The sequence below is a fragment of the Cerasicoccus frondis genome, from assembly GCA_031296915.1.
Taxonomy (GTDB): domain Bacteria; phylum Verrucomicrobiota; class Verrucomicrobiia; order Opitutales; family Cerasicoccaceae; genus Cerasicoccus; species Cerasicoccus frondis.
Genome location: JAVDPC010000003.1, coordinates 70,278 through 83,209, shown reverse-complemented (window position 1 = coordinate 83,209; position 12,932 = coordinate 70,278). Strand labels below are relative to the sequence as shown.

Below are 12,932 nucleotides of genomic sequence, written 5' to 3'. Positions count from 1 at the left end.
CCCCAAGACCTGATCCCGCATCTGTTCCAACCGTCTTGGCTTTGTTTCCTTAACGATCTAACTGAGGTGGAGCTTGGTCCTGCTCTTCTAAGAGGCGGTTCCGAGCAGGCTTGCTTTGCCTCTCAGTTGGTCAACTGGATGGAACAAGCCCGGTCGGGACACCGGGCTCCACCTTTCTTATTGGACGTAGCTTTAAACTCCGCGACAACTGGGCGTCTTAACCAACGCCTATCCCCCTCGCCCCCTTACGTCGGCGTTGCAACACGAAGGCGCCAAGCGTAACCGCGCCGAGGTCGGCCATGCCGGTCGGCGGCTCGGGAATATGCAGCAGGGCGCGCTAGCTTCCGCAATCCCCCTGCCGCTGACTCAATGACGCAGCCAATTGCTGAGGCAATTTTGCCCAGCGTCAATAAACTTGAGTCCCCCCTTCCTCCAAAGCAACCGGTCAAAAATTCAAAATACATTAAGCGTTCATTAATTTTTCATTAGGTATAGTTACATTCTCATCAGCCATGCGGATTTCGATTTCCTCCTACTCTAAAACACTGCTGCTCTTTGTCGTCTTGGTCTTCGCGGCTGGCGCGGCTCGCGCACAATACTCCGAGATCTGGGGAACCTCCTACCTCGGAGGCGACCATAACTACGGCTACATCTTTCGCATGGCGGCAGATGGCGGCAGTTTCGAAAAAGTGCACCATTTTGAAGGTGGACTGCGGGGAGAGTGGCCCAACGGCGCCCTGACCGAGGGTAGCGACGGCAAGCTTTACGGGATTACCGCTCAAGGCGGAGAGCATGGCGCTGGCGTCATTTACTCGTATGATCCCCAATACGAGCTTTTCTCGGTCGAACATCATCCGGAGATCTACATTGGCCAACAACTACTCCTAGTTCCCGATGGCCGGTTCATTGTCATGTCGATTGAGAGCAACGGCTCGCTCTACGCTTACAACCCCGTGGCCCATTCATTGGATCTGGTTTACGACTATCCCAATGCGGAGGGACGCACCGCGTTTACCGAATCGAACTTCCTTCTCGTGAACAATCATCTGATTTACGGCACGACATACAGTGGCGGTGACGAAGATAGGGGCGTGCTCTATGAGTATGATCTAGATACTCAAACCTGGCGCGTCCTGCACTCGTTTGGCTCCGTAGGCGGTCGGAGCCCTACCCCCACCCTGGCCATGATTGGGCAGCGCATTTACGGCTCCACCACCTGGAGCGGCGACAACGGCAACGGCGTGCTATTCGAGTATGACCTGGATACCGACACCTTCAGTGAGAAAGTACATTATACTTACGAGTCGTGGCATGGAGAGGGCTTCGCCGTGGGGCCCGATGGCAATCTCTACCTCCAGGCCTCCATTGGAGGCGTCAATGGTCAAGGCGGCGTGCTCCGCTACAATCCCACCACCGAAACGCTGGACTTTGTGCATAGCTTCACCTCCTCGGGCACGTATATCACCACCGGCTCACTCCTGACGACTTGGGCGGGCCGGGTCTTCGGAGTAACGCGCTATGGCGGATCGGGCAGTGGATTGGGGACGATCTACGAGGTCAATACCTCGACCGTTAGCGTTAGTGTTCGGCAAAGCTTCAATGACGGCTTTCCCAGTGAACCTCGCTTAATCGAAGTTGGCGAACGTCCAGTGAGTTCTGTCACAATTCAAGCTTCCGCCACCAGCATCGATGTCGACAACGGAACGCTTTCGCTCACGGCCGATTTACTGCCCGCCGAGACGGCGGATCAACCCGTGGTGTGGACCGTTGATGATCACACCGTAGCGACGATTAATACAGACGGCCTCCTGACCGCAGTTGGCAACGGAACCGTCATCGTGACGGCGACGGCCAATTACGGCCTCGGCGTTGCGGACACAATTTCCATCGAAGTGACTAATCAGGACGGCATGGGACCCGTGATTCCCATTGAGTCGCTGGCGGTCACTCCGGGTGTGATGTTCTTTACCGCCTTTGGCGACACCGAGCAGCTTTATACCGACGCCTCCCCCGTCAACGCCAGCAACCAGGAGGTCACTTGGTCGAGCTCGGACAACGGCATTGCAACGGTCTCAGCGACCGGGCTCCTCGAAGCAATTGGCGCTGGAACCGCCACCATTACGGCCACGGCAACCGACGGCTCCGGCGTGAGCGCGAGCCTGGAAGTCTCCGTTACGCAGCTCGTCACCGGGCTCACGATTACCCCGCTAACGGATACCCTCGACGAGCTAGGTCAGAGCATCGATTTCGATGTCGTCGTCACGCCAGCCAACGCGACGAATCAGGCAGTCGTCTGGACGGAAAATTCCAGCTTCGCCAGCATCGACGCCAATGGCGTGCTGACTTCACAGGGCAATGGTACGGTCACCGTCACGGTGACTGCCACCGATGGCTCAGATGTCAGCGCATCGCACACGGTAACGATGAGCAACCAGTATGCGGAAGTCGTGGCGCTCAATTTGTATGTAACTACTTCGTCGGGCAAAACATCCTGGATCTGGGAGGATTTGGGGACACTACAGACCAAGCTGGCGTTTTACCCACTCGATGCAACCGACCCGACAATGATCTACACGTCGTCTGATCCATCAGTCGCCACGGTGGATTCCAATGGGCTGGTCACCGCCCTGCAAAACGGGGTCACCACTATTCGCGTAACATCCGTGGATGGCCCAACTGACACCCACACCATCTACGTATACAATCAGGAAGCTGGCCCGGTGACGGCGACAAGCATCAGCATTGATCCGGAAACAGCCACCATCGACGAACGCGCGGGCACGCTGCAGGCGACCGCGACGATCCTCCCCGAAAACGCAGTCGAAACCGAGGTCAGCTGGGTCATGGTTGGCGACGAAGCCAGTATCTCCAGCGATGGACTCATCACGGCGCTCGCCAACGGCACGGTCCAATTCCGCGCGTACACGACTAACATCTACGGCGGCACTGCTTACAGCAATTACGCCGCGCTGACCATCACCAATCAGGACGATGCGCTGGCCCGCGTCGAGCCAGAGTTTAGTTATGTCGATGGCCAGTTTCGCGTGACCTATACCCGCTTTATCCCGGACGCTGGCGTCACCATCGGCTACGAGGGATCAGCCGACCTGGAGGAATGGAAGACGCTCGTGCTGGAGACCGACTACACACTGATCAGCAGCACGGACAACGGAGACGGCACCGAGACCCGGGTGCTCGAGATTACCAACGACACCCTCCGCGCCTACTTCCTGCGAGTCTTCTCGAATCCGTAAACCAGGGCCGCCAATAGCCAAGGCTGGCCCTGGTTGATTCAATAGGGAATTCCCAGATCCCAGCTCTGGATAAGCGGCATTAGGTCTGCCCACAACGCCGAGGGAATCTCGATTTCCGCCGCGCGCCAGTTCTCGACGGCTTCCTGGGGCACGCGGGCGCCCGGAACGGTTGTCGCGACCAGCGGATGGCGCGTCACCCACTGTAGAGACACCGCCGCCATGGGCACGCGGTAGTCATCGCAGAGGCGCTTGATTTGGGCGGCATGTCTCATGACCTCCACACTAAAATTGCGGTCATGGTAGATCAGTTCATCCAAGGGCCCCGTGGCCAGTAACCCACGCTCCAAGGGAGTCGCGACAACCAGCCCCACCTTGTGTTTTTCAGCGGCGGGGAAAATACGCTCCTCCGCGAGTTGGTTGAGCAAGCTGTAGGAATCGGCGATCACGGCAGCGTCAAACTCACCGCTTTCGATATACGCAATGTTCGTGGCCGGGTTATTGGCCGCCGTCCCGACATACCGCACCACGCCCGTCTTCTGCAAATGTCGGAGTGCGCCCAGCGCCCCGTTTTTCGCCATTACTTCACGCATGGGTTGGTCCATGGCGTCGTGGATGTAGACGATTTCCAAGCGCTCCAGGCCCAGGCGCTCCAGGCCTTCATTCACGTGCCGAATGATGCCGTCGAAGCTGTAGTCGCAGCTGCCGTAGTGGCGGCCCACCTTCGTCGTCACCAGGCATTGCGCGGCTTGTTCGGGCTTTTGTCGGAAGACTTTGCCGATCATGCTTTCGCTCTTGGTGCGCCCATAAAGCGCAGCGGTGTCGAAAAAGGTATAGCCGGCATCCAGCGCTGCGGCCACCGTCTGCTCGCCGAGGGATACGTCCACCTGGCAAGGCCCATCGCGGTATTCGAATCTGCCTTGGTTGGGCGTTGGTATGCCCAGAAACGCCGTCCCCAAGCCAACGATGGGGACTTCAATTCCAGTTCGACCAAGTATTTTCGTTTTCATTAATTTCACCCAAAAACTGATTCACGCCGGACTCAAACCGCATTGCAAGGTGAACCTCATCAAACGCGGCATTAGGAGGACCTACGGCCCGGTGTTCTCGGTTAGAGATTCCAATGGCTGACCCCAGGCAGACGCAGCCGTGACAGTAACACCATAGTATTGCTTCAGAAAAAAAGAGGTTATTGGCAATATGTGCTCGAATCTTAATTCCCAGTTTAATTCCAAATAAGCTAACTCAATGAAAATCCCCAGCACCTCGACGCTTTGCCTTGCCGGGCTAATACTCGCCAGTTCCACAGCCTTACACGCCAGCACGATACTCATCGATTTTGGCGGCACAGAAGGCACATTCTACGATGCAGGAACGGACAACTACTGGAACACCGTCAGCAACACGACGACCACATTAGCTGACCTGGTCGACACCACCAACACCAACAGTGGCGTCAGCCTGACAGTCACCAACACCTTCAATGGCGCCAACTCCGATGGCTCAGTTTCGGGCCTGCCTCTACTCCCGGCAGACTTAAATGTGGCTGCTGCGACATCCGACTTCGTCTATGTGCAGGGCAACATCCCCTTCAGCGGCTCAGGCAGTTTCACGCTTTCCGGTTTGGACAGCAACACCGTGTATAGCTTCACCATTTTCGGCTCCCGTAATTCCACCCAGACCCGCCAAACCGAATACGAAGCAATCGGCGCGAACACCAACTACGGCACGCTGACCACTTCGGGGACCAATATTTCCAGCAGCGGCACGCAGAACTTCAATGACAACACCGTGCTGACCTTTAACGACGTGACGCCGGACGCCAGTGGCAATGTCGTATTCAACCTTGGCCGCACCAACGGAGATTTCGGTTATCTGAACCTAATGCAGATCACGGCCGTCATCCCCGAGCCGAGCACCTACGCTCTGGCCACAGGTCTCGTCTGCATTGGTGGCGTTGTGCTGCATCGCCGCCGCAAACAACAGCAGTAAGCGACGTTTCTGCGATCCGCATTAAGTATTTCCAAGCGCCCTTCCGCCCAAACGCGGAGGGCGCTTTTTCGTCAATGAATTAGCCAACCAAACAGCAGACTGGATCACCGCTGAGTTAACGATTGCTGCGGCCTTGCCAAAATGCGGATCAGCCCGCAGCTTTATCTCAAGGGAGTGTTTTCAAATAACTCCCCCCAAAAAATCACCGCTATGAAAGTTGTCCAATGCTGGGATGACGGCGTCAATGACGACATCCGCCTCATCGAAATCCTCCGCAAGCATGCCGCCAAGGCGTCCTTTAACCTGAACCCGCAAACGCACCATGCGGAGCGCCAGGGCGGCTTCAATGAGAGATGGGGAAAGAGCATTCAACGCCTGGCCAAGAGCGAGCTGACCGATGTGTATGCCGGCTTCACTATTGCGAACCACAGCATGAGCCACCCCTGGCCGACCCGCATTCCGCTGGACGACTGGCGAGCCGAAGTCGTCGATGCGCGCAAGATCCTTCAGGACTGGTTTCAGCAGCCGATCCATGGCTTCGTTTATCCGTTTGGCGACTGTGATGCGGCCACAGCGGACGTCGTTCGTGAAGCCGGGCATTGCTACGCCCGCACCACAAAGAACGCCACCCCCTGCTGGCCGGTCGACGATCCGATGTTCCTCCCTTCCAATTGCCATTTCCACCATGAGGTATTCTGGGAACGCTATGAGCAAGCGAAGGCTTCCGGCTGCGGCGTCTTCTACTTCTGGGGTCACAGCTACGAGCTCTGCACCGAGGCGCAGTGGACAGCGTTCGATGAAAAAATCGCCCGCATCACCGCAGACCCCGATGCCGAATGGGCAGAGCTGCCAGATCTGTTTTTATAAGCTGAAACCAGCCCGTGTGAACGAGGCGGATGAATGTCCGTTAGGCAACAAATAGGCGCCATTTGAAGAAAAATGCCGTATTCTTTACGTGCTTAATAATCCTTTCATGAAACTCTGTTATGATGCCCGCTTTTCGGATTCAGACAAAGCGAACCACCAATGCTCATCAACAGAAAGTCTATCTTCACATGCCTCGGATCAGCAACCCTGCTGTGCTCCGCTAACGCTGTCGTTTTCAACTATGCCTTTGACATGTCAGGCGTTGTTGACGGTGGCCCGACCGGCATACCCGTTACGGCAATTGAATCCGTGCAGGCGGGGATCAGCCTAGCCGAGGGACTACAACTTGGCTCAGGCCTCAAAAACAAGAGTGGCGATCCGGTTGACTATGAGATTGCAACCTCAGATTACACGCGCCGGGATGGCTCAGAACTTGCCGAGGCAATCGCTGGCAATAAATACGTGACCTTCAGCATTACGGTGGACGAGGGATATACACTCGATCTGACCACCATCACCTTCGGCATCCGTCGTAACGGCAGTGGCGCTCCTGACGACTACGCGATCCTTAGCAGCATTTCCGGTTTCACCGACTCGGACGCCTTGGCAACGCTCAATACAGCTTCGACCAGCGCTGAGGCCTTCAGCGCAGACACAACTTCGAACAGCGCTTTTCAAACGATTGCCGGCGGCACGACGGTGGAGTTCCGCCTCTATGGCTGGAATGCGAACGTCGATAGTTCGAACACGCACATAACCGGCGCCTCTATCGACGGAACCATCACCGCTGTGCCAGAGCCGAGCACGCTCGCGCTTTTTGCAGGCATTGCGGCGCTTGGCGTTGTCGCGTATCGCCGTCGTAAACGCTGCTACGCTCGATGAGTAGCACCCGGCCCATATCACATCAAATATCCAGACCGCCACAGCAGCAATCGGTTTGTTAAACATGGCGTGCCCACAGTCTTCGCATTCGCGCTGAAGCTCACCAGCACTAGAGCACTTTTCATCTAGATTGGCCGAGTCAGGTGGGGTAGAGATTGGATGCAGCGCAAGGCGGCTTTGATTGATCGGGCTGGAAGCCCGTGATTGAAATGCCAACGCCGCGAACTTCCAATCTGGCCCCAAGCCCTAAACCGAGTGCTTTTCCGCGCCAGCGTTGTTGGCTTTTCGCTCACAGGCTTCCAGCCTGCGACGCTCAAGCCGCCTTGCTGGACACGAAAAATCTCTGCGGCCTGATCGGCCAATCTAGATGTAAAGTGCTCTAAGCAAGCCTGTGAGCGAAAAGCCAACGCCGCTGGTGCGGAAAACACTTGGTTTGAGTCTTGGGGCAAGTTCGATGAAAAGTGCTTTAAGCTTAGGAGAGCCTAAGCATCGGGCAGTGCTGATAGGCTTCAAATAACTTCGGCGTCATGGCTGACAAGCTAAGCCCTCGCCATTGAGCGGCCAGTTTAATGCGCTCAGCTATGCTACAAAAAAACCGGACGTGGAATGCTCCACGCCCGGCTATCTCGACCAACTAAGAATCGATTATGGCTTTCTCAATGTGCTTAGTTGGGAAAGTTTGCCAGCGGCTCACCGCCGTAAACCTGCGTTTGACGCGCAAGGGCGCCAGTGAAGCCGGCATTGTAATCCATCGCGACTTCGTTGGTCACGTAATCCGTGCGATCATCGACGTAGTCGAAATCATTGGCTGACTTTGGGCCGCCAACCAATGCGCCATAGAGCACATGCAAGTTGTTGGCTGGAGAGTTGATGTTATTCGTGGTCGAGCCGTGCGCGGCGCGGTGGTGCGGATTGATCGGGGGGTTATTCCCGAAGCCAACCACGTAGCTGCGGTTCGCGGGATTGTCCCCAAGGATGTAGTCGAGTTGGCCCGCAGCGAAGTCCGTGTAAACGCCGCCATCGTCATTGACCGTGTCGCCATAGATGAAGGCCATCATGGCAGTGTTCGCCGCATAGCGCAGGCTACCCCACTGTTGAATCCAGCGCAGACCACCATCGGACTGCTGAACCGATCCGCCAACCCAATTATCCAGCCAGTTTTCAACTGCGTTCTTGTAAGTTGCCTTGCCAGTTAATTGAGCGAGGAGAATGGCAGCGCCGTAGGACTTGTCATCCCAGTTGATGGTCCAGCTGTTATTCAGGCCGCCAATGTTGCTCCAGTAGCTCTCCGCCTTCGTCAGGTAGCTATTGTCGCCGGTGGCTTTATAAAGCCAGAGCGCGCCCCAGACGAGTTCGTCGTTATAACCGGAATAGGAATTATAGAAAGATTGAGCGTTCGAAATAGAATCAGAATACTTGCCGCGGTAGGAATCAGCAAAGGCGTATAGTTCTTTAGCATGGGAAATTAATTCGCTAGCGTAAGTAGGATCACTATCTTCAAAGATGATGGCGGCAGCCGCTAAAGCAGCTGCGGCCTCACCCGCGACATCGGAGCCAGGGTTGTTGGCATCAACCTTCCAGGCCGGACGATTCATGGTCATGCTTTCCGGCGGGCCCCAGTAGGAGTGGTCAACGTGACCATCTCCAACCTGTGCGTAAAACTCGTTGGCGCTGGGATGGGCCTTCATCAGCCAATCCGTGCCCCAACGAATCGTATCCAGAGCCTCGTCGAGTTGACCACTGTCGGCATACCCCTGCTCGTACTCTTCGATGCCCCACGCCAACAGCGTGAGCGAGGCAGACATCGGCAAGGCGAACTTTACGTGGTCGCCAGCATCATAATAGCCACCACTGAGATCAAGGCCGACATCCGAGCCATCGTCGAGCGCCGAGTCACCGCGCCAAGAGACGCGGTTATCCTCGGGTAACTCACCGGAACGCTGAGCCTCGTAGAAGTACAAAGACTTCTGCAAGGCTTCACCGTAGTTGAAGGCGCCCAGGTCTGTATTGCCGGATGAATCATCCGAGCCATCATCACCGGAGCCGTTGTCATCACTCCCGCTGTTGGAGTCATCGTTGCCCGACGAGTCGCCATCATCCGTAGCATCGTCTTCGGCAAATGCTGCCGAAGCAATGTGGATGATGCTGTCTTGATCGTCGTAGTCGCGGATGTCATTGGAGAGTTCCCAGAACATCACACCGCCGAGGCCTTCATCGTCGATATACTCAAGCTTGCGCTCTACGGAGCGTGGGCTGTCGTAACCGACCCAAGTGCCACCGTCTAGCGTTGCGCTGTAGAAGTAACTAACCTCCGCAACATCGTCCCACTTTTCGGTAGATGGATCAGCGTCAACCAGTGCGGCGACCGTGCGGTAGTCCGGCATGCCGGGCTCATCCGAAACGGTGCCAAAGCCAACGCCAGTTGCGCTCTGGTAGAGGCCATTGCTGGTCGAAGGAACTCCCTTCCAGCTGTAGCCATAGAGCGGAATGCCCATGTTGATCTTCGAGGCGGGCACGCCAGCGTCGATGTAGCCCTGGATGGTCGACGACGCGTTGTAGCGGCTGCTGTCCGGGCTCGCCGGGTTGTCGAAGAGTGGCGCGTTGTGACCAGTGCGGTTCGTGACCCAGCGACCATGATAATCGTAGGTCATGGCGTTGATCCAGTCGAGTTCATCGGCCAAGCCGTCGAGGTTGATTTCCTCATACTTGTCATAGCCCGCTGGAACCGCAGCACTGATCAAGTAGGTCTTGCCGTCAATGGCGCTCTGAGCGTCAAACTCAGCCCGAATGGCGCGGGCCAGCAGGACGTAGTTTTCGCCGTCGGCCGGGGAAACATTGCTGTTCACGCCGGTAGCGATGACCGGGTATTCCCAGTCGAGGTCCACACCGTCGAACTGATACTGCACCACGAACTCGCGTACGGATTCGGCAAACTTCTCGCGGCCCGCAGCGGTAGCGGCAATCGTCGAGAATCGATCCGAGTCAAACCAACCGCCCACGGCGATTAAGGTCTTCAAGTGCGGGTGTGCTTCCTTCAGCTCGATGTATTGATTGAAGATGCCCATCAACTCCTGACCGGCTTGGTCGTCGCCATAGGGGCGCTGGACGTCGGCCCACTCGTCGATGATTTCGATTTCACCAGCTGAGTTGATCGTCGCAAAAGCGTGAATGATGTGCGTCAGGCGTTCGGCGGGAATATCTGTCGGGTGATAATCACGCCCATAGATGCCCCAGCTCGGGAAGTAGGCTACGATGCGCTTGCGGAAGTTGCCATCGACCTCAACACCGGCATTGCCGTTGTCATCGCCGCTGCCAGTGTCCGTTCCGCCGTCACTGCTACCGTCATCCGAACCATTTCCGTTGTCATCGGAACCTCCGTTGTCCGAGCCGTTGTCCGAGCCGTCGTCGCTGCCGCCATCGTTGCCACCGGATACGGCGACGCCATTGAGCGTGATGTTGGTTGGGAAGGATGACACGTTGCCAGGTGAGCCATTGAAGCCGAACTCAATCGAGCCCCCTGCCGGAATACTGCCATTCCAAGCGGCGTTGGAGAAGGTGTAGCGGTCCCCATTGTGCGAGACCAACACCGCACTCCAGTAATCATTGATGTCGTAGGGCCAGTCAAAGCTGAGCTCCCAGGCGCTGATGGCCGAGCCAGTCGTATTGGTCACCGTCGCCGTGGCGCCAAAACCACTGCCCCAGTCATTACCAATGGTAATCGTCAACCCTGCCGTGGCGTCTCCACCTGTCGAACCGTCATCGGTATTCCCATCGTCGGTGCTGCCATCATCAGAACCGTCATCGGTGCTGCCATCATCCGTGGACCCGTCGTCTGAGCCGCCATCATCGGTCGAACCATCATCCGAGCCGTCGTCAGTGGAGCCATCGTCTGAACCATCATCGCCAGAGCCGTTATCCGATCCTCCGCCAACAGACGCACCGTTGAGTGTCGCATTGGTTGGCTGTGTAGTCACATCACCGGGGGAACCATTGAAGCCAAAGGTTACGGTGCCACCGGCTGGAAGCGAGGCGTTCCAGGAAGCATTCTTAATAGTTATGGTGTCGCCATCAACGGAAACCAGATTTGCGTCCCAAACATTGGTCGGAACATGCCCCCAGTCAAAGGTCAGGGTCCAACCGCTGAGGTCGGCTCCAGTGGTGTTGGTGATCGTGGCGCTCGCCGTGAAGCCGCTGCCCCAATCGTTGACTACGTTGACCACAAAGCCAGCATCGCCGGAAACACCATCGTCGCCGCCGCTTGAACCGTCGTCAGTCGAACCGTCGTCCGACCCATTGTCGGTGTTGCCGTCATCGGTCGAACCATCATCCGAGCCGTCGTCCATGCCGTCATCACCACCCATATCGTGGCCATCGTCCATGCCGTCATCAGAGCCATCGTCTGAACCATCATCGCCCCCCATGTCCATATCGTCATCGTCGCCATGGTCATGGTCACCATGATCGTGAGTTTCGTCACTGATATCGATGCCGTTCAAGGTGACATTGCTCAGGTCGATTCCGGTGGAATCTCCGCTGGCCTGGAAACCAAAGGTTACTGAACCGCCCACTGGGATACTGGGATTCCAGCCCGCATTGGTCAGCGTGTAGCGGTCGTCAGCGCGACCCGCCACATTGGCGCTCCAAACGTTGATCAGCTCATTGGGGAAATCGAACTCCAGCGTCCAGCCGTTGATGGCGTAGTCGAAGGGGTTCGTCAGCGTCACGCTCCCCACAAAACCGCCACTCCAGGAATCTGGAACCGAGAAGTCCACGTAGGAGGACGTGTCCCCCATATCCATGGTGGGCGTGGTGGTGGTGTTGCCATTATCCTCGCCGAAGACGACGTCGCTCCAAGAGAAGAAGGCCTCCCCTGCCGGATCAATGCGTTGCCAGATCACGTAGATGCCGTGGCGTCCTTCGCGCTCAGGCAAATCGAGCGTGAACAGGTAATTATTGCCAACCAGATTGGCTTCAATGTAGTCATCGAGCACCTCCAGATCATCCCAAGCCACCGGTTGAAGTGGGTCATAGTCCTCCTTCGTGATGTAGGCGATGAAGAAGCTCGGATCATGCGGCACATGCGCCGCGTAAACGAAGTCGTAAGAGCCAGCCTCAACTTGTGTTACCGGCCAATCGTCGCGGAGCAAATTAAGCCCGGCGTATTTATCGCGCCCAGCGCCGGGCAGTTCGCCATCCGGGATGAGCGCCTGGTAATTGTAGTCCGGAACCAGTTGGTTGACCTCGCTCCAGTCGTAAAAGGGTTGCGTTCCATTGACCGCAATCGCGGCCTCAGAAGAGGGGTAATCCGGAGATTGTGGATTCTCCAGAAAGATTTCGTAGACCCGGCTAACGGGGTCGGCCATCGATCCGTGGCCGAAAGCGGACGTGCTGAGTCCCAGCGCCGCCAGTCCGGTAATTAATGTGCGTTTCATTGGTGTAGGTCGTAAGTCAAATTTGCATGGGTACAGCGGCGCCCCACTCGGGCGCATCGCCAGAATTTTGATGTGTAGGGCCGAACAACGCGTTCAGGCCAACAGGGGCTCGGGCCCCTGGCTCACGGCAGGAAACAAAGAGTGATCACACCCAGGCTAGGGCGAATCTAATGTGGTTAACTGGAGTCTATGCATGTTGTGTATCGGTTCGGGACTCGCAGATCAGGTATTGGTAATAAGAGTAAGGAACCTCTGACTTATTCCAAGTAGGATTATTTCTTTTACCATTTCATCATCATGGACTTATAAAGTTTTTACACACTCCTCATTTTGACCAGATAAAAGACCCCATTAAACACAGGTGTATTCATTTAAATTTGTAATTCAGCACAAGGAATTCGACAAATTTATCGCAAAGATAAATTAACTAAAAAATCATCACGCAACAACGACCATCCATAAACGGCTCATTCTGGTTGTTGACTGACACCAGCAAATTGACTAGCGC

The 12,932-nt window shown here is 56.2% G+C and carries 6 protein-coding genes; 4 read left to right on the top strand and 2 right to left on the bottom strand.

The annotated features are described in order from the left end of the window. Positions 1 to 512 precede the first annotated feature (512 nt). Positions 513 to 3,254 carry an Ig-like domain-containing protein gene (locus tag RBB63_RS03090; protein WP_309380999.1) on the top strand — a complete coding sequence of 914 codons (2,742 nt, stop codon included), beginning with the start codon at positions 513 to 515 and terminating at the stop codon, positions 3,252 to 3,254. Positions 3,255 to 3,292: 38 nt separating this feature from the next. On the opposite strand, the gene RBB63_RS03085 is transcribed toward RBB63_RS03090, so the two are convergent. Then, the gene (locus tag RBB63_RS03085; RefSeq protein ID WP_309380997.1) at positions 3,293 to 4,261 is read right to left on the bottom strand and encodes an aldo/keto reductase; all 969 of its coding nucleotides are present in this window, start codon (positions 4,259 to 4,261) and stop codon (positions 3,293 to 3,295) included. Positions 4,262 to 4,499: 238 nt separating this feature from the next. On the opposite strand from RBB63_RS03085, the gene RBB63_RS03080 reads away from it, so the two are divergent. From RBB63_RS03080 to RBB63_RS03070, 3 genes are all read left to right on the top strand, one after another. Then, positions 4,500 to 5,243: a hypothetical protein gene (locus tag RBB63_RS03080; RefSeq protein WP_309380995.1), complete on the top strand. Its 744-nt coding sequence runs from the start codon at positions 4,500 to 4,502 to the stop codon at positions 5,241 to 5,243. Between the two features lie 210 nt (positions 5,244 to 5,453). After that, positions 5,454 to 6,110 carry a polysaccharide deacetylase family protein gene (locus tag RBB63_RS03075; RefSeq protein ID WP_309380993.1) on the top strand — a complete coding sequence of 219 codons (657 nt, stop codon included), beginning with the start codon at positions 5,454 to 5,456 and terminating at the stop codon, positions 6,108 to 6,110. Between the two features lie 252 nt (positions 6,111 to 6,362). Next, positions 6,363 to 6,992: a PEP-CTERM sorting domain-containing protein gene (locus RBB63_RS03070; protein WP_309380991.1), complete on the top strand. Its 630-nt coding sequence runs from the start codon at positions 6,363 to 6,365 to the stop codon at positions 6,990 to 6,992. Positions 6,993 to 7,657: 665 nt separating this feature from the next. Here the strand turns inward: RBB63_RS03070 and RBB63_RS03065 are convergent. Further along, positions 7,658 to 12,424, bottom strand: coding sequence for a glycoside hydrolase family 9 protein (locus RBB63_RS03065; protein WP_309380989.1), 4,767 nt, complete (start codon positions 12,422 to 12,424; stop codon positions 7,658 to 7,660). Positions 12,425 to 12,932 lie beyond the last annotated feature (508 nt).

Bases quoted from the DNA above. Each gene is read 5' to 3' on its own strand.
- RBB63_RS03090 (WP_309380999.1), top strand. From the start codon at position 513: ATGCGGATTTCGATTTCCTCCTACTCTAAAACACTGCTGCTCTTTGTC.
- RBB63_RS03085 (WP_309380997.1), bottom strand. From the start codon at position 4,261: ATGAAAACGAAAATACTTGGTCGAACTGGAATTGAAGTCCCCATCGTT.
- RBB63_RS03080 (WP_309380995.1), top strand. From the start codon at position 4,500: ATGAAAATCCCCAGCACCTCGACGCTTTGCCTTGCCGGGCTAATACTC.
- RBB63_RS03075 (WP_309380993.1), top strand. From the start codon at position 5,454: ATGAAAGTTGTCCAATGCTGGGATGACGGCGTCAATGACGACATCCGC.
- RBB63_RS03070 (WP_309380991.1), top strand. From the start codon at position 6,363: ATGTCAGGCGTTGTTGACGGTGGCCCGACCGGCATACCCGTTACGGCA.
- RBB63_RS03065 (WP_309380989.1), bottom strand. From the start codon at position 12,424: ATGAAACGCACATTAATTACCGGACTGGCGGCGCTGGGACTCAGCACG.